This is a genomic window from Acinetobacter sp. AOR01_HL (assembly GCF_027855455.1).
GTDB lineage: Bacteria > Pseudomonadota > Gammaproteobacteria > Pseudomonadales > Moraxellaceae > Acinetobacter > Acinetobacter baumannii.
The window spans coordinates 98,176-115,058 of sequence record NZ_JAKTIM010000019.1; the positions used below are offsets into that span (position 1 = coordinate 98,176).

14 protein-coding genes and 2 pseudogenes are annotated in these 16,883 nt (G+C 41.0%); 12 read left to right on the plus strand and 4 right to left on the minus strand.

Annotation, left to right across the window (positions count from 1 at the left end):
* Positions 1-35 precede the first annotated feature (35 nt).
* Together MKL62_RS06860 and MKL62_RS06865 are read left to right on the plus strand one after the other, a co-directional pair.
* Positions 36-1,676, plus strand: coding sequence for a thiamine pyrophosphate-binding protein (locus MKL62_RS06860; protein WP_005129376.1), 1,641 nt, complete (start codon positions 36-38; stop codon positions 1,674-1,676).
* Between the two features lie 156 nt (positions 1,677-1,832).
* Positions 1,833-3,029, plus strand: a complete 1,197-nt coding sequence (locus MKL62_RS06865) for a putative porin (protein WP_005129374.1) — start codon at positions 1,833-1,835, stop codon at positions 3,027-3,029.
* Positions 3,030-3,092: 63 nt separating this feature from the next.
* On the opposite strand, the gene MKL62_RS06870 is transcribed toward MKL62_RS06865, so the two are convergent.
* The gene (locus tag MKL62_RS06870) at positions 3,093-4,391 is read right to left on the minus strand and encodes an MFS transporter (RefSeq protein ID WP_000371878.1); all 1,299 of its coding nucleotides are present in this window, start codon (positions 4,389-4,391) and stop codon (positions 3,093-3,095) included.
* Between the two features lie 234 nt (positions 4,392-4,625).
* Between MKL62_RS06870 and def the strand changes: the two genes are divergently transcribed.
* Together def and MKL62_RS06880 are read left to right on the plus strand one after the other, a co-directional pair.
* On the plus strand, positions 4,626-5,108 hold the full coding sequence (gene def, locus MKL62_RS06875; RefSeq protein ID WP_000117817.1) for a peptide deformylase: 483 nt from the start codon (positions 4,626-4,628) through the stop codon (positions 5,106-5,108).
* 178 nt (positions 5,109-5,286) lie between these two features.
* Complete coding sequence (locus MKL62_RS06880; protein ID WP_030423638.1) at positions 5,287-6,609, plus strand: glutaminase; 1,323 nt, start codon at positions 5,287-5,289, stop codon at positions 6,607-6,609.
* Here MKL62_RS06880 and MKL62_RS06885 read toward each other — a convergent pair.
* Positions 6,576-7,364, minus strand: coding sequence for an AraC family transcriptional regulator (locus tag MKL62_RS06885; RefSeq protein WP_030423637.1), 789 nt, complete (start codon positions 7,362-7,364; stop codon positions 6,576-6,578). The two genes, MKL62_RS06880 and MKL62_RS06885, sit on opposite strands and share 34 nt — an antisense overlap.
* A gap of 106 nt (positions 7,365-7,470) precedes the next feature.
* Between MKL62_RS06885 and MKL62_RS06890 the strand changes: the two genes are divergently transcribed.
* On the plus strand, positions 7,471-8,691 hold the full coding sequence (locus MKL62_RS06890) for an MFS transporter (RefSeq protein ID WP_005129371.1): 1,221 nt from the start codon (positions 7,471-7,473) through the stop codon (positions 8,689-8,691).
* A 68-nt stretch (positions 8,692-8,759) separates the two neighbouring features.
* Here MKL62_RS06890 and MKL62_RS06895 read toward each other — a convergent pair whose 3' ends face one another.
* Entirely contained in the window at positions 8,760-9,905 is a 1,146-nt protein-coding gene (locus MKL62_RS06895; protein ID WP_005129370.1) for an aldose epimerase family protein, read from the minus strand.
* 191 nt (positions 9,906-10,096) lie between these two features.
* On the opposite strand from MKL62_RS06895, the gene MKL62_RS06900 reads away from it, so the two are divergent.
* Complete coding sequence (locus MKL62_RS06900) at positions 10,097-10,543, plus strand: hypothetical protein (protein WP_005129369.1); 447 nt, start codon at positions 10,097-10,099, stop codon at positions 10,541-10,543.
* Between the two features lie 11 nt (positions 10,544-10,554).
* On the opposite strand, the gene MKL62_RS06905 is transcribed toward MKL62_RS06900, so the two are convergent.
* Positions 10,555-11,430: a LysR substrate-binding domain-containing protein gene (locus tag MKL62_RS06905; protein ID WP_085941188.1), complete on the minus strand. Its 876-nt coding sequence runs from the start codon at positions 11,428-11,430 to the stop codon at positions 10,555-10,557.
* 184 nt (positions 11,431-11,614) lie between these two features.
* On the opposite strand from MKL62_RS06905, the gene MKL62_RS06910 reads away from it, so the two are divergent.
* The 6 genes and pseudogenes from MKL62_RS06910 to MKL62_RS06935 all read left to right on the plus strand — a co-directional run.
* Positions 11,615-12,364, plus strand: a complete 750-nt coding sequence (locus tag MKL62_RS06910) for an SDR family NAD(P)-dependent oxidoreductase (RefSeq protein WP_000926505.1) — start codon at positions 11,615-11,617, stop codon at positions 12,362-12,364.
* A gap of 75 nt (positions 12,365-12,439) precedes the next feature.
* Positions 12,440-13,741, plus strand: a complete 1,302-nt coding sequence (locus MKL62_RS06915; protein ID WP_000381876.1) for an MFS transporter — start codon at positions 12,440-12,442, stop codon at positions 13,739-13,741.
* A 19-nt stretch (positions 13,742-13,760) separates the two neighbouring features.
* Positions 13,761-14,606 carry a transketolase gene (locus tag MKL62_RS06920; protein WP_109850629.1) on the plus strand — a complete coding sequence of 282 codons (846 nt, stop codon included), beginning with the start codon at positions 13,761-13,763 and terminating at the stop codon, positions 14,604-14,606.
* 10 nt (positions 14,607-14,616) lie between these two features.
* A complete protein-coding gene (locus tag MKL62_RS06925; RefSeq protein ID WP_005129363.1) occupies positions 14,617-15,621 on the plus strand; it encodes a transketolase family protein in 1,005 nt (334 codons plus the stop codon).
* Positions 15,622-15,725: 104 nt separating this feature from the next.
* Positions 15,726-15,857 (plus strand): annotated as a pseudogene (locus MKL62_RS06930) (hypothetical protein); the annotation flags it as partial.
* A 126-nt stretch (positions 15,858-15,983) separates the two neighbouring features.
* A pseudogene (locus tag MKL62_RS06935) lies at positions 15,984-16,883 on the plus strand (IS3 family transposase); the annotation flags it as partial.

A 16,883-nucleotide genomic window follows, 5' to 3' on the forward strand; every position in this document is an offset into this window, starting at 1 on the left:
ATTCAAGGACTGAAAACAAATTTTGAGGAACAGACATGACTGAACGTGTAAATGTAGGCGAAGCAATCGCAAGAGTTTTAGAAGCGCACCAAGTTGATAGTATTTATGGTGTTATTTCCATCCACAATTTACCTATTGCCGATGCAGTGGGTCGCCGTGAAAAAATGCGCTTTGTTGCAGCACGTGGTGAAGCGGGTGCGGTTACTATGGCAGATGCACACTCACGCTTTAAAGGCCTAGGGGTAGCGTTGACCAGTACGGGTGCTGGGGCAGGTAATGCAGTAGGTTCACTGATTGAAGCAATGAATGCAGGTAGCCCTGTATTGCATTTAACGGGTCAAGTTGAGCGTGAATATCTCGACCGTGATGCAAGCTTCATTCATGAAACCAAAGACCAACTTACATTCTTACGTGCATCAAGCAAAGCGGCGTTCCGTATTACCAGTCCAGACAATGCCGTTGGTGTGATTCGTGAGGCTATTCGTGTCGCAACTACAGTTCCAATGGGACCAGTTAGTGTTGAGTTACCAATTGATGTACAAGCAGCAGAAATTGATTTACCACTTAATCTTGGGCCAGTGAAAGCACTTGAATTGCCACAGGCAGAGCAAGCTGAAATTGATCTTCTTGTAAGCGAGATCAAAAAAGCAAAACGTCCGATTTTCTGGATTGGTGGTGGTACTTTAAATAGCGTTGCCGAAGTTAAAGCAATTGCAGATTTAGGTATTCCAGTTGTTTCATCGACTCATGCTCGTGGGGTGTTGCCAGATGATCATCCACGTAGCTTAGGTGCGTTCCATAACTCGGCAGGTGTTGAGCAGTTATTAAAAGATGCCGACCTGATGGTGGTAGTGGGTTCTCGTTTACGTAGTAATGAAACAAAAACTTATTCGGTTGAATTCCCTGAAAATATTATTCAGATAGATGCAAACCCGGTGGCTCAGCAACGTAATTACAAAATTCGCAACTTCATTTGTGGCGATGCCAAAGATGTCTTAACACGTGTGTTAGAACAGCTTCAAGGAACTTCAAAAGTTGACGCCGATTACGATGCTGCTGTAGTGGCTGCTAAACAGGCTGCAATTGATGCACTGCGTAAACAAATCGATCAGTACGCTTTAATTTGTGATCACTTACGTGCAGCTCTACCTCAAGATGGCATTTTTGTACGTGACATCACCATGTCGGGTAGTACATGGGGCAGCCGTTTATTCCCGGTACAAGCACCAAACCAAAACATCCACTCGCTTGCGGGTGCAATTGGTTTAGGTCTTGCAACAGCAATCGGTGCTTCGATTGCTAACCCTGATAAAAAAGTAATTGGTTTAGTCGGTGATGGCGGCTTAATGCTTGGTATTGGTGAAATTGCAACTATGGTGCAAGAAAACACCAATATGGTCCTAATGATTATGAATGACGGTGGTTATGGCGTAATGCGTGGCATTCAAAATAACTACTTCGGTGGTCGTCAGTATTTCAATGAATTGCATACACCGGACTACAAACTTCTTGGCGAATCAATGGGTGTGAAAAGCTGGAAAGTCGGTAGTGCAGAAGAGTTTAAAACGGTTATTCAAGAGGCTGTCGCTTTTGAAGGGCCAACTGTGATCGAGCTCGATATGAACTCGATTGGACCATTAAACTTCGCGGGTCCACCGCAAAAGAAACTGTATTAACCAGTTTGGATGGTTTAGTACATATGCGATGGGAGCTGCTAAGCCATCCTTTTTTTTAGATAAATTTTTTTGTCTAAAAAACAATAAAAACGAAGTTTTACAGGTAAAACAAATAAAGTTCCAGCAGGACGCTGGAACTCAATCAAGGATGTAGAGATGAAAAAGACTTCATTGATCATGGCATTCATTGCACCGCTTACGCTGGGGGTAAGCGTCAATGCATTTGCAAAAGACTCATTGCTTGAATGGAAAAGTGATGATGGCACGGATTCATTAAAGTTAGGTGGGGTGGTTCGGTTAAATCAACGTTATGAAGATTGGGAAGGGCCAAACCGTGGTTTTGGTAAGCTACATTTTGATATTTTCAGGGTAGATCTCAAAGGTAAATTTGATGATGCCTATATCAATGCCAGTTATATGGTTCAAGACCAACAGAAAACGTCCATTGAAAAAGCATATGTCGGCTATAACTTAGATGCCAATAACAGCATTGAAGCAGGTTTAGTTTATAAGCCTTTTACGATTTATCCTTATCCGCAAAATGGCTGGACCTATCACATCCCATTCTTTTTAGGTTATGGCAACAATATTGCGCCGGGGATTAACTGGAATTATCACAACAAAGATTGGGATGTAAAACTGGGTTATTACCCACAAATGTTAGAGACGAACTTGCGTTATTCCCCTGAGAGTGCAACTTATGATGACTTGGCAGGAAATGCATTTCCATCTCAAAAAGCTTATCAGAATGAAAAACGTCATCAGTTTAATACCCGAATTGTTCGTAAGTTAGAAACTGATTTCGGTAAGCAAGAGTTCGGTGTATCGGGTGCAATTGCCCAGCTTCATAATGATATTACCGATAAAGATGGCAAATATTATGCAGTCGGTTTACATACTGAAAACAACTACAAACGCTTTAATTTACAAAGTTCGGTCATTCATTATCAATACGATGCTAAAAATCCGGATGGTGTAAATAGTGATATGACTTTGATGGGGGCGAATGGTCTTACACCTGCTTATTTCATTGCTTCGGAAGGTACCATTGCCAGTTTAAACCTTGCTTATACGTTGCCGGTGACGAATATGGGCAAGTTAAAAGCCATTAAGTTTTATAATGACTATAGTTATCTCGATAAAAAACGTGATGATTGGTCAGATTCGCAAATGAACACTACAGGAATGATGTTTATTGCTTCACCATTTATGGTTTGGGCAGATTATACCTGGGGGAAAAACTCTAACATTATTGGTGGGGCAACCAACTCAACAGGGTATACCTCTGCAACTTCACCAAATAGTGATAAATGGCTATACCGTATTAACTTTAATATCGGGTTTACTTTCTAAAATAAGCAGCATTAAAAAAAACCACGCAATCGGCGTGGTTTTTTATTTAATAAGTGAAAATTTTTAATACCTGTTTTTTTCAAACTTATTCCAAAACACAAAGGCAGTTACAAAGGCCAAAATGGTTAGCGCGAAAATATAATACATCGCACCAATATCACTATATTGACTGAGCCAATGAACTAAAGGCAGCGTCATACCGCCAACAATTGCATACGATAAATTATAAGAAAATGAAATGCCTGAGAAGCGAACAGGCGCGGGGAACATTTTAACCATACTGCTCGACACCATGCCGACAGTACCAGAGCATAGACCCAACAACATATATAAACCAAAAATGGTTGAATGTGCCGCGTGCCCCAAACTGTTATAAAAAACTGCCGCTGTAAGTGCCACAGCAAGCGCACCGACCATCATGACTTTGCCACAGCCAAAACGGTCAGCAAAATAGCCTGCCAAAATACAGCCCACCATTTGCATGACAATGGCTGCACTTTGCATTTCAAAAGTCTGTGCGCGCTCAAAGCCAAATGAACCAATCAACAAATTTGGCATGGCTAAAATCACCACCACCACACATCCCGTTAAAAACCATGTAAATAACATGCCAGTTGCAACGGCTGTTTTATGTGTTTTTAAGACTTGCTTCACTGGCATTTCTTTAGAAATTTCTTTACGGGCCTGCATGGCTTTAAACACAGGGGTTTCTTTCAAATACGTTCTTAAATAAAGTGCAACGAGTCCAAAAATACCACCCACAATGAAAGGAATACGCCATGCCCAGTCATGGATTTGTCCTTCACTAAAATTAAGTGAAATCCATAAAGACATGAGCGCGCCTAGTAAAATTCCTAAAGACAGCCCAGCGGTGAGTAAACCATTGGCCAGTCCGATTTTTCTTTCAGGCACGTGTTCAGATACAAAGGTCCATGCGGCTGGAATTTCACCCCCAATCGCAATCCCTTGTACCACACGCATAAGTAACAAAAGTAGCGGTGCCAAATATCCGATATTTTCAAAGGTAGGCAATATCCCGATAAATAGGGTAGGCAGCGCCATGAGCAAAATAGAAAGCGAAAATAGTTTTTTACGCCCGACCAAATCACCAAAATGGGCCATGACAACCCCGCCTAAGGGCCTAAAAAAATAACCTGCTGCAAAAATGCCGTAAGTATTGAGCATGGCCCAAAACGGACTAAGTGTGCTTGGGAAAAAGAGGTCGGAAATGATTTTGGCGTAAAACACATAAATCACAAAATCGTAAAACTCTAAAGCTCCACCCAATGAAGAAAGGGCAAGAGTTCGTTTATCTTCTTTATTAAGATAGTTCGCGTCCTGCAAAGTTAATTCCTGATCCATTTTTTACTTAATTGTTGTAATTGAAGTTTGGATATTAATGGAAAAGTGAAGTAAAAGTAAATGGAGGAAATTTGTTCTATAGGGCAACGCCGATTGGACTTACGCAGATCAAAAAGCTTTAAAACAAAAAATGCTTTAGATGAAACAAAAACAGATGTAGGAATGACTTTTCTTTTGTTTCGTTCAGCGACACAATAAAACTTGTCATAGCCAGTTTAATAAGAGATTCAAAGGATGAGTGTAGTTTTACCTGTCGCGAAGCGTGGTGAAGATATTTTAAAACTAATTGCGGCTCCCGTTTCGGCAAATGAGTTAAACAGTAATTGGCTTTATCAGCTTGCTGACGCTATGCATGCAACAATGCTTGAGCGTAATGGAGTGGGGATTGCTGCACCGCAAGTTTATATCTCTAAACGCGTTATTATTGTGGCTTCTCGACCAAATCCACGCTATCCGGATGCGCCTGAAATGAATGCTGTGGTCATGGTAAATCCAGAAATTTTAGAATTTTCGAGTGAAACGTGTTTGGGCGAAGAAGGCTGCTTAAGTGTACCGGATGAGCGTGGACAAGTTGAACGTGCAGAAATGGTTAAGGTGAAATACTTAACACTTCAGGGTGAAGCAGTTGAAACAATTTTTCACGGTTTTCCTGCTCGTATTGTTCAACACGAGGTCGATCATTTAAATGGAATCTTGTTTGTAGAAAGAATAAGCTAATCTTCAGTTTAAAGTTTTGAAAAACCTATAATGAGCTTGAAAAGGATAAGTCATCGGAATTAAAATACTTATATCGTGATATTTAAATCATTACAAAAGATATAATTTTAATATTATCAGCAGGTTGTGCTGAAATTTTGCGCGATGTTGTAAATCTCCTCATTTAAGGTTCCTAACCATGAAAACCCCTCTCCCAGAATATTTGGCAAATGTTATTGAAGCCTGTGACATCGATAACAGCGGTCATCTCGCCGATTATATTCCTGAGTTGGCAAATGCAAACCCAGATCGATTAGCTTTAGCAATGTCTACGGTAGACGGTGAAATTTATTCGGTTGGCGATGATGATGTTGAATTCACCATACAATCGATTTCTAAACCATTCGTATATGCTTATGTTTTACAACAGCTTGGCATTGATGCAGTACTTGCGAAAGTAGGAGTAGAGCCTTCAGGGGAAGCCTTCAATGAAATTTCACTGGGTAAAGATGGTCGTCCAAAAAACCCGATGATCAACTCTGGCGCAATTACGACACATTCATTAATTCAGGTCAAACATGGTTTACATAGCGCAGAAATTCTACGCCGCTTTATGAGCGAGCTTGCAGGTCGCGAATTAAGTTTTGATGAGTCTGTTTATGATTCTGAAGTCAAAACCGCTTACCGTAATCTTTCGATCGGTTATATGTTACGGACTGTCGGAATTTTAGAAACTGACCCAGTCGATATTGTGAATGGGTACATTCGTCAATGTGCGATTTTGGTTACGGTTAAAGATCTAGTACGTATGGGCAGTGTACTTGCCAATGGTGGGGTTGACCCTAAAACTGGAAAGCGTTTGTTAAACCGATCTGTAGTTAGACAAGTACTCAGTGTTATGATGAGCTGTGGTATGTATGATGCCGCGGGTGACTGGCTTTCAACTGTCGGTATTCCTGCTAAAAGTGGTGTAGCAGGCGGTATTTTGGGTGTGCTGCCGGGGCAGGTCAGTATTGCTGCTTTTTCACCTCGACTAGATGAGCACGGTCATAGCGTTCGAGGAATCGATATTTTAGAGCGATTATCTCGTGACATGGGATTACATCTCATGGAAGGTACGCCTTCTGCACAAACGATTGTACAAAGTCATTACCGTACAGGAAAAGATGCATCGTTAAGTGTGTATGTGCTTCGAGGGGTATTGAAATTTACCGAAGCTGAAATGTTGTTGCGTATTTTACAAGACGAGACCACTGACCAAAGCACAATCGTGATTGATTTAACCCAGATTTCACTTATCCACGATGTGGGTAAACGTATGTTCTTAGAAGGTGTAGATCGTCTGATTGATGATGGCCATACTCTTGTTTTAGTCGATCCTGAACAACGATTAGATCATGCAAGAACAGCTAAAGATCGAGAACTTCATGTTTATCATGATTTCGATGATTTGCTTGAAAAGCATGAGATCCCTGCAAAAAAAAAGACTTATAGCGACATCGCAGCACTTCTAAACTGCTGAGGTGTTTTACCTAGATGTCGCTTAAACATCGCACTGAACGCGCTGGGGTTGGTATACCCCAGTGACTCTGAAATTTGAGCAATAGATTCGCCATTCGCAATTTTACTCAAGGCAAGTGCAATATGCATTTGCTGTACCCATGCCCGATAAGATAGCCCCGTTTCTTTCTGGAACATACGCATTAAAGTTCTAGAACTCGCGCCAATATCATCAGCCCAATCTGTTAAATCTCTTGAATGGTTAGGCGTATGTAATAACTCTTGGCAAATTTTTAAGAGTCTTTTGTCTTTCGGCCACGGTATCTGGATAGGCAATAAATTGGCTCGCTGTATTTCTTCAAAAATCAAAATTTGTAAAGAACGGGAAAGCTCTTGAGAGGTTGCTGTATTTGGTATTTTCTCTCGTTCAATTTCATTTAAACGTATTAAAAGTTCATGCAGCAGGTTACTCACCCGAATAATAAAGCAATGTTGTCCCATTCGAGCGGCTGCATTTACTTCAACCAGTGCCGTATTTAACTTAACGTGACTCAGTGAAATCACACTGTGCTCTACATTTGCCGGAATCCATAACGCACACATGGGCGGCACAATCCACACATGATTAGGTGTAAACACCTGAATGTTGCCAGTGGACGCATATAAAAACTGAGCACGCGTATGTGTATGAGTAGGCGTGATTTCTCGGTAAGAATGTTCGGAAGAGAGTCCAATCACCAGTTCAGACAAATCGGACTGAATAAGAGAATCGGACATAAACTATCCTAAAAATTGTCACTTATACAATGATTATTGGAAGATAACTTTATAAGCGACAATTTACAATAAGCATCTCATTTAAAAATATTGGAGTTTTTCAGGTATGACGTCTTCAATACAATTGAAAGATGGTATTGCCAATACCGTTGCAAATGATCAGTCTCAAGGAATGATTATTAAAATTGTAGGCGCCGTGGCGGTTGCACATTTACTGAACGATTTAATTCAGGCAGTGCTACCAGCCATCTATCCAATGCTAAAAGCAAACTTTTCGCTGAGTTTTGCGGAGGTTGGCCTGATTTCGTTTGTATATCAAATTACAGGTTCGCTGCTACAGCCTTGGATTGGACTTTATACCGATAAACATCCAAAACCGTATCTTCTTCCACTCGGAATGGTCGTCACATTCTGCGGCATTATTTTGTTAGCCTTTTCGCCAAGTTTTGCCGTGTTGTTATGTGCATCTGCACTGATTGGAGTCGGGTCCGCAACCTTTCATCCAGAAGCTTCACGGGTGGCACGAATGGCATCGGGCGGGCGCTTCGGTACAGCTCAGTCGACTTTCCAAGTGGGCGGAAACACAGGTACTGCGATTGGCCCATTATTAGCAGCGTTATTAATTGTTCCATTTGGGCAGCATGCAGTTGCGGGTTTGGTGATATTTGCACTTTTAGCGATTTGGGTTTTATTTGGCGTAAGCCGTTGGACCGTGAGTCATGCTAAAAGTCAGGTAGTTGCGCGTGCTGCTCATGCACATACAAAATTGCATGGTCGTAAGCTCATTATCGCCTTGGGCACAATTAGTTTGTTGATGTTTGCCAAATTTACCTACATTGCGAGCATTAGTAACTACTTTACCTTTTACTTAATTCAAAAGTTCCATATCAACATTCAAACAGCTCAATTACACTTATTTGCCTTTTTGGCAGCTGTGGCTGTAGGTACATTTGCGGGTGGCCCAATTGGCGATAAGATTGGCCGTAAAGCTGTGATTTGGGTTTCATTTGTTGGTATGGCACCGTTTGCATTAATGATGCCGTATGCAAACTTATTTTGGACAACAGTTTTTTCAATTATTGCTGGTTTGGTGTTGTCATCGGCTTTTGCAGCGATGGTGGTGTATGCGCAAGAAGCTGTTCCGGGCCGTGTGGGTATGATTGCAGGTTTAATGTTTGGCCTTATGTTTGGGGTAAGTGGTATTGCCGCAGCGGGGCTAGGACATTTAGCGGATATTAATGGCATTGAATGGGTATTTGGTTTATGTTCATTGTTGCCATTACTTGGTTTTGCAACAGCACTTTTACCAAACACAAAGGTTAAATAAATGAAAAGACTCTCAGCCATATTCCGCTGAGAGTCTTTTTCATATGGACATAGTCTCAATTAGAAACACTATTTTTGAATACCAAACGTAAATACGGTGACACTGTTATAAGTTTGATTTGGGTTTAAACGTGTAGACGGGAAAGATGGTTGATTCGGGCTGTCTGGAAAATGCTGCGTTTCTAATGCTAGCGCGTCTGCTTGTCGGTAGAGTACCCCATTTGCGCCAACAATATTTCCGAGTAAATGATTGGCTGTATACATTTGGACACTTGGTTCAGTGGTTAAGACTTGCATGGTCCGTTTAGATTTTGGGTCAACCACGATCGCTGCAAGATTGAGTTTCCCTTGAGACTTTTGATTAATTACCCAAGTTTGATCATAGCCATATCCATAGGCCAATTGCTGATTATTTGCTCGAATATCTTTCACAATTGCTTTAGGCTTCCGAAAGTCAAAAGGCGTACCTGCAACTGAAGCAATTTCACCTGTGGGTAAAGAGTTTTGATCGGTTACTAATATACGGTCTGCATTGAGTTGTACTACATGATCTAGTACGCCATAAGGATTGTTTCCAGCGCCTGATAAGTTGAAATAACTATGATTGGTAAGGTTGACGACTGTAGGCTGATCAGTTTTGGCTTTATATTCAATCTTGAATTCATTTTGATCTGAAAGACTGTAGATTACTTCTACATTTAATTTTCCAGGAAAACCTTGATCACCATTTGGACTAGTTAACTTAAGAGAAGCTTTAACGGTTTCACCTTGAGAAACGAGGGGCTTAACTTGCCAAACACGTTTATCAAAACCAGGATTGCCGCTATGTAATGAGTTCGGGCCATTATTTTTTTCGAGGTTATACGTTTTTCCATCTAAGCTAAATTTAGCATTGCCAATCCGGTTCGCATAACGACCAATTAATCCGCCAAAATGAATACCTTCCTTGGTATCAGTGACTTCATAGCCTTTTAAGTCATCAAAGCCCAAAACGATATTATTTTGTTTGCCTTGGGCATCGGGAGTCAAGATTTGTGTAATTACACCACCAAAACTAATAAAAGATACCGAGACTCCATTGTTATTACTCATGGTGTATAGATCAACTTTTTGGCCATTTTGAGTCGTACCATATGGTTTTACATTTAACGTTGCTGCATTTGCAATTTGCGCAAAGCTATAAACCGTAATACCTAAAATTGCTAATTTTTTCATGCTTATACTCTATTTTGTAATAGTAAGACTGGATGAATATAAGATTGATTTTTCATCTTTTTAAAGAGGTTTTTATTATATATAGTGTTAATAATAATCGATCAGTTAATGCTGAGTACTGAACAGCCGATACCATTTAGGGTTATAAACAAATTAACTTTATTAGCAAACTTCAACAATAAGCTATTTTTATGAATTATCCCAACTCGGTTTTAAAGTTTTCACTTGGTCTTAATGGCATGTCATTTGATGTAGACAGCCAACATATTCACCTTGAGCAGGGCTTAGGTTTTATTAATTCAAAAAGTATCAGCAATGGTGTTATTGATGAGCTTGCGATTGAAAAGATGATTTATTTTATTGAAGAAATCATCGAGTCGCAGCCACTCAGAAATCTCAATATAAATGGTATAGCCGTTACGGCTGATACCACCATGGCACAACTGAGTGAGTTATTTTTTAGTGCTAAAAAGCAAATCAGCCGTACTGAGCTTGAGCATGGATTTAATAGTTTTATTGAGCGTTTGAGTTACTACACAAACCAAGTAGCCCCAGATCAACTTTATATTTTTACCTACTTTGTATTTATCCGAGAGATGATGCATCACTTACGAGTTGAGCAAATTCAGATCATTTAAGAAATGATTTCTCAGCCTGCCAATTCATCATGAATCCAGTTTAAAAATAGCTCAATTTTAGGAATAAATTGGTGGGTTCTTGGATATACCAAGTGATGAGCAGAGATTGGAATCGATAGCTCATCTGCAAAAACTCTAACCAACTTTCCAGATTCTAAATAATTTTGGGTAAGCAAATTACTTTCTAAAACAAAACCTAGCCCGTGTGTGGCCGCCTCAAGTGACATATAAGAGCGGTCAAAACTCAAAGTGTAGGGAAACTCAGGAATGCTTAAACCCTGATGGGCAAACCATTGGGGCCAAGTCACTAAGGTTGAACGCGATAAAATTAGTTCTTTCTTTAATAAATCTTGAGGTTTATGAACCGGACTACGTTCCAGTAGCTTAGGGGACGCAAGCACTTCAAGCTTTTCATTACGAATGGTTCTGATTTCTACCCCTGTCCAGTTGGGTAAACCATGACGAATATCAATATCGATCTTATCGCGGGTAAAGTGCAAATTTTCATACGAACACGATAGGTTAACCTGAATCATGGGGAACTTTTCTTTAAATGATTCAAGGCGAGGGAGTAACCAAAGTAAACCAAAACTTGGGGATGAATGAATATATAAACTGTCTTTAGGGCTTTTATCGGCAGCTTTTTCTGTGGCTAACATCAGATTATGCAAAATGGTGGTGACATCTTGAAAATAGCGTTCACCTGAAGGAGTAAGTGTCACACCACGGGCACCACGAATAAATAAACTCTGCCCAATCATTTCTTCAAGCTTAGCAATTTGATGGCTCACTGCCGAAGGGGTGAGATTTAAATTCTCTGCTGCCTTAGCAACATTGCCGAAACGGGCGGTTTGTTCAAAAGCCTGTAATGTTTTAATTGAGGGCATTTGGTTGAAATTGTTTTCACTACTATCCATGAAATGATCCGTTTTTATCCCTAAAACTTATTTGAAAATAGCATAGGCATGAATTTTTTTCATGCCTTGTTGAATTCGACATGATTGCTGGGCTTTGTGAAAAAAGGGATTCTAAGTCAGAACTCAGGAAATAAAGCGTAAAAGAGGATTCAACATGTTACTACAAGGAAAAGTGGCATTAATTACGGGTGCAGCATCAGAACGTGGAATTGGGCGAGCAACCGCAGAAATATTTGCACAACAAGGTGCCAAAGTCATTATTGTTGATTTAGATCTTGCCCAAAGCCAAAACGCTGCAAAGGCGCTTGGCGAAGGACATATGGGTCTTGCTGCCAATGTTGCAAATGAAGAGCAGGTCAAAGCTGCTGTTGAACAAGCGCTACAGCACTACGGAAAGATTGATATTTTAATTAACAATGCGGGCATTACTCAGCCTATCAAAACACTTGATATTCAACGCAGTGATTATGATCGTGTTTTAGATGTCAGCCTACGCGGAACGCTTATTATGTCGCAAGCGGTTATTCCATCTATGAAAGCAAATGGTGGTGGAAGTATTGTCTGTCTATCTTCAGTTTCAGCACAACGTGGTGGCGGTATCTTTGGCGGACCGCATTATAGCGCTGCAAAGGCAGGCGTGTTAGGTCTGGCAAAAGCGATGGCTCGTGAGTTTGGTGGTGACCAGATTCGTGTAAATTCTCTTACTCCAGGTCTAATCCAGACTGATATTACTGGCGGTTTAATGAATGATGACCGTCGTCACGACATTCTGGCTGGTATTCCGCTGGGCCGTTTAGGTAAAGCACAAGACGTTGCAAATGCAGCACTATTTTTGGCAAGTGACCTGTCAGCTTATTTGACTGGTGTAACACTCGATGTAAATGGTGGCATGCTTATTCATTAAACGCTCACCATTTAAATAAAAATAGAATGATGGCCACAAGAGGATACTGTGGCCAAATGTAAAGGGATTCGCATGATGGATACAGTATTTTCATCTGAAGTAGATACAACGGTTCGTAAATCGGCGTATCGAAAAATTGCATTTCGGCTCATGCCATTTTTAATGCTTTGTTATTTTTGTGCCTATTTAGATCGGGTAAATGTGGGTTTTGCCAAGCTCCAAATGATGAGCGATTTACAGTTTAGTGAAGCTGTATATGGGTTAGGCGCAGGGATTTTCTTTATTGGTTACTTTCTCTGTGAAGTACCAAGTAATATTGTGCTTCATAAAGTAGGTGCACGGCGTTGGATTGCCCGAATCATGATCACATGGGGCATTTTGTCAGGCTGTTTTGCTTTTGTTCAAACTGAATGGCAATTTTACACCTTACGTTTTTTATTGGGTGTCGCCGAAGCTGGACTAGCTCCGGGTTTGTTGCTCTACCTCACTTACTGGTTCCCATCTTACCGCCGCGCACGCATGACCGTACTTTGGTTTATCGCGATTCCAATTTCAGGAATGATTGGTGGCCCACTTTCAGGCTTAATCATGGACCGAATGAGCGGCGTACATGGCTGGTTTGGCTGGCAGTGGATGTTTGTAATTGAGGCCATTCCTACCGTACTTGTTGGCCTATTGGTACTCGCTGTTTTAAAAGATTCAGTTCAAGACGCTAACTGGTTAACCCAAGACGAAAAAAATTTGGTGAAGCAAGAGCTTGCTCAAGATAACCAGCACAAAGAAGGCCATGCAAGCGTCAAAGAGTTCATCGCGGATAAACGCTTATGGCTACTGGCAGGTATTTACTTTTGTGTCGTGATGGGCCAATACGCCATTACATTTTGGCTACCAACTCTTATTCGTAACTCTGGCATTAGTGATAACTGGCATATCGGTTTGCTCACAAGCTTGCCTTATATGTGTGCCATTGTAGTCATGATTTTGGCAGGACGTAGTGGTGACCATTTTCAAGAACGCCGCTGGCACTTAATTATCCCCATGTGTGCAGGCGCTATAGCACTCACATTTGCGACCTTATTCGCTTCAAATCTAACGCTCTCTTTAATTTGCCTTTGCATTGCAGCCTCAGGTGTGCTGACGGCATCCTCTTTATTCTGGATGTTACCGACCAACTTTTTGGGTGGTGTTTCCGCAGCGGCAGGTATTGCAGCAGTGAATAGCTTTGCCAACCTTGCCGGATTTTGCTCGCCGTATTTAATTGGTTGGATTACTACTAACACTGGTTCAAATGCAATCGGCATGTTCTTAATCACAGCAGTATTAATTTTCGGTGCCAGTCTGGTTCTGCGTGTTCCGGCAAAACTGGTCAATCGTTAATAAGGAATAGTAAATGACAATGTTAAATGTTGATAAAGCAGGCCAAATTGCCGAGTTGCAACAACGTGCCTACCACATTCGCCAGCATGCTTTACGTATGGGGCAAGTACAAGGCCAAGGCTATGTTGGGCAAGCTTTGGGTGCAGCAGATCTACTGGCAGTATCTTATTTCCATGCCATGAAATATCAGCCAGAAAACCCCGAATGGGAAGGGCGTGACCGTTTTTATCTTTCTATTGGGCACTATGCAATTGCACTCTATGCAGCCTTAATTGAAGCAAAAATTATCCCGCGTGAAGAGCTTGAAACCTACGGTGCAGATGACAGTCGTCTACCGATGTCGGGTATGGCTTCTTACACACCGGGTATGGAAATTACAGGTGGCTCATTGGGTCATGGTCTTGGAATTGCAGTCGGTGCATGTCTAGGGCTAAAACAGAAAAAGTCGGATGCTTTTGTCTATAACTTACTGTCCGATGGAGAGCTAAATGAAGGCTCAACATGGGAAGCCGTGATGTCTGCTTCGCATTGGAAACTAGATAACCTGATTGCCATTATTGATGTGAATAATCAGCAGGCAGATGGGCACTCAAGCGAAATTTTAGCGTTTGAGCCAATTGTTGATCGTTGGCAGTCATTTGGTTGGTATACCCAACGTGTAGATGGCAACAACATGGAAGCTCTGCTTGAGGCATTCGATCAGGCACGAAACCATCAGGGAGCATGCCCAAGAGTCATTATTTGTGACACCAAAATGGGTAAAGGCGTGTCGTTCTTGGAAAGCCGCGAAAAAACACACTTCATTCGTGTTGATGAACATGAATGGGACGACGCTTTAAATATTTTGACCCACTACGGACAGTAAGGAATACGCCATGAGCCAGTTAGCCAATCCCCCTAAGAAAAAACTAACCACTTCGGCAATGATTGCTTCTATTGCTGCCGAGGGCCAACCGACCAAACCAGCTCCATTTGGACATGCACTGAATGCCTTGGCAAAAGAGCGTGACGATATCGTGGGTTTGTCAGCGGATTTATCAAAATATACTGATCTACATATCTTTGCCAAAGAAAACCCAGACAAGTTTTACCAAATGGGCATGGCAGAACAACTTTTGATGAGCGCAGCAGCAGGACTTGCTCGTGAAGGATTTGTTCCTTTTGCAACAACTTATGCTGTGTTTGCATCACGCCGTGCCTATGACTTTATTTGTATGGCCATTGCGGAAGATAACCTCAATGTCAAAATTGTGGCGGCACTCCCGGGGTTAACCACGGGCTATGGCCCAAGCCATCAGGCAACGGATGATATTGCGATTTTTCGTGCTATGCCGAACTTGATGGTTATCGATCCATGTGATGCCTTGGAAATCGAACAGGCGATTCCTCAAATTGCCGCTCATAATGGCCCTGTATATATGCGTCTATTACGTGGGCAGGTTCCATTAGTACTCGATAAATACAATTACCAGTTTAAATTGGGTAAGGCACAGGTGATTAAACCGGGTAAAGACTTGCTCATTATCTCGACTGGTCTATTGACCATGCGTGCGCTTGAGGCAGCCGAAGAGCTTGAAAAAGAGGGCATTGAGGTTTCAGTGTTGCATGTGCCTACCATTAAGCCTCTAGATGAACAAACTATTTTGGATGAAGTCGCAAAAGGTGGCCGACCTGTTTTAACTGCCGAAAATCACTCAGTCATTGGTGGGTTAGGAGAAGCTGTCGGCTCACTACTTTTAAGAAATGGTCAACATCCTCGTTTTGACATGATTGGTTTGCCAGATGCATTTTTAGATGCAGGTGCATTACCCACTTTGCATGATCGATATGGTATTTCAACAGAAGCAGTTAAAGAGAAGATTAAGGCACATTTGAAGTAAAAGTAATGTGTACTTGGTATAAATAGTATCGAAAAGAAATCTCTTAATCTTAAAGATTGGGGGATCTTTTTATTTACGGATTGTTTAATCTAATTGCTAGATTAAATGATTTTATTGAGCATTTAAGCTATTACACAAGCCAAGTGTCTCCAGATCAGCTTTATGTTTTTACCTACTTTGTGTTTATTCGAGAGATGATGCATCACTTAAGAGTTGAGGAAATTCATGTAATGTGAGCATATAAAAGCTTATATGATATACAACTAGGCTTTTATAATTTTCCCTCAGAGGTGGATCAGGAAATTTGAACAACACTTATAAGTGATATTTTGCTCCCCAAATGATGTTATAAACATCAATATATGGAGTATTTTATGGCACGTAGACCAAGAAGAAATCATTCAAATGATTTTAAAGCTAAGGTAGCACTTGCTGCGATTAAAGCAGAAAAAACACTTGCTGAATTGAGTGCTGAATTTGATGTTCATCAAAACCAAATTATCGACTGGAAAAATCAACTGATTTCAGCTTCCTCGCAAGCTTTCGATCAATCAAAAGCTCCAACAGAACCACCCATCGATCTAAAAAAACTACATGCAAAAATCGGTGAGCAGGCATTAGAAATTGATTTTTTAGAAGGTGTGTTGAAGAAACTGGGCCGCTTCAACCACAAAAGTTAATCGATGACTCACTTCAGATTTCAGTATCTAAGCAAGCTCAGCTGCTGAAAGTCTCCCGTGGTTGTTATTACTATCGCCCAAAACCTGTGAGTGCATCAGATCTGAAGCTGATGCGGTGTATGGATGAGTTACATATGCAATACCCTTTTGCAGGTAGCCGTATGATGCGTGATTTGTTGAATCGTCAAGGACATCATATAGGACGACGTCATACACGTACTTTAATGAAGAAAATGGGCATTAATGCGTTATATTGCAAACCAAATTTAAGCCAGGCTAATCAAGCTCACCGCAAATATCCATATCTGCTCAAAGGATTGGCTATTCAGCGCAGTAATCAAGTGTGGTCTACGGATATAACGTATATCCCTATGGCAAAAGGCTTTGTTTATTTATGTGCTGTGATTGATTGGCATAGCCGCAAGGTACTTGCGCATAGAGTATCGATTAGTATGGAGGTTACATTTTGCATAGAAACATTAAATGAAGCTATTGAAAAATATGGTCGACCTGAAATATTTAATACAGACCAAGGCAGTCAGTTTACCAGTGATGCATTTATTGATGTATTGAAATCAAATG

Excerpts from the sequence above, each read along its gene's own strand:
- MKL62_RS06860 (WP_005129376.1), top strand. The coding sequence starts at position 36 with ATGACTGAACGTGTAAATGTAGGCGAAGCAATCGCAAGAGTTTTAGAA.
- MKL62_RS06865 (WP_005129374.1), top strand. The coding sequence starts at position 1,833 with ATGAAAAAGACTTCATTGATCATGGCATTCATTGCACCGCTTACGCTG.
- MKL62_RS06870 (WP_000371878.1), bottom strand. The coding sequence starts at position 4,391 with ATGGATCAGGAATTAACTTTGCAGGACGCGAACTATCTTAATAAAGAA.
- def (WP_000117817.1), top strand. The coding sequence starts at position 4,626 with ATGAGTGTAGTTTTACCTGTCGCGAAGCGTGGTGAAGATATTTTAAAA.
- MKL62_RS06880 (WP_030423638.1), top strand. The coding sequence starts at position 5,287 with ATGAAAACCCCTCTCCCAGAATATTTGGCAAATGTTATTGAAGCCTGT.
- MKL62_RS06885 (WP_030423637.1), bottom strand. The coding sequence starts at position 7,364 with ATGTCCGATTCTCTTATTCAGTCCGATTTGTCTGAACTGGTGATTGGA.
- MKL62_RS06890 (WP_005129371.1), top strand. The coding sequence starts at position 7,471 with ATGACGTCTTCAATACAATTGAAAGATGGTATTGCCAATACCGTTGCA.
- MKL62_RS06895 (WP_005129370.1), bottom strand. The coding sequence starts at position 9,905 with ATGAAAAAATTAGCAATTTTAGGTATTACGGTTTATAGCTTTGCGCAA.
- MKL62_RS06900 (WP_005129369.1), top strand. The coding sequence starts at position 10,097 with ATGAATTATCCCAACTCGGTTTTAAAGTTTTCACTTGGTCTTAATGGC.
- MKL62_RS06905 (WP_085941188.1), bottom strand. The coding sequence starts at position 11,430 with ATGCCCTCAATTAAAACATTACAGGCTTTTGAACAAACCGCCCGTTTC.
- MKL62_RS06910 (WP_000926505.1), top strand. The coding sequence starts at position 11,615 with ATGTTACTACAAGGAAAAGTGGCATTAATTACGGGTGCAGCATCAGAA.
- MKL62_RS06915 (WP_000381876.1), top strand. The coding sequence starts at position 12,440 with ATGGATACAGTATTTTCATCTGAAGTAGATACAACGGTTCGTAAATCG.
- MKL62_RS06920 (WP_109850629.1), top strand. The coding sequence starts at position 13,761 with ATGTTAAATGTTGATAAAGCAGGCCAAATTGCCGAGTTGCAACAACGT.
- MKL62_RS06925 (WP_005129363.1), top strand. The coding sequence starts at position 14,617 with ATGAGCCAGTTAGCCAATCCCCCTAAGAAAAAACTAACCACTTCGGCA.